This is a genomic window from Clostridium sp. UMB9555A (genome assembly GCF_030222355.1).
GTDB classification, from domain to species: domain Bacteria; phylum Bacillota; class Clostridia; order Clostridiales; family Clostridiaceae; genus Sarcina; species Sarcina perfringens.
Genome location: NZ_JASORQ010000044.1, coordinates 1 through 262 on the forward strand (window position 1 = coordinate 1; position 262 = coordinate 262).

Sequence of the window (262 nt, forward strand, 5' to 3'; positions counted from 1 at the left end):
GAGCGTGCCGGTTTGACGATGAGCGATCTGACATTGATCGATATGCACGAAGCCTTTGCAGCTCAGACGCTGGCGAATATTCAGTTGCTGGGTAGTGAACGTTTTGCTCGTGAAGCACTGGGGCGTGCACATGCCACTGGCGAAGTGGACGATAGCAAATTTAACGTGCTTGGCGGTTCGATTGCTTACGGGCATCCCTTCGCGGCGACCGGCGCGCGGATGATTACCCAGACATTGCATGAACTTCGCCGTCGCGGCGGTG

At 56.5% G+C, this 262-nt stretch carries 1 pseudogene; it reads left to right on the forward strand.

Annotation, left to right across the window (positions count from 1 at the left end):
* Positions 1-262, forward strand: a pseudogene (locus tag QP548_RS16890) (acetyl-CoA C-acyltransferase); the annotation flags it as partial.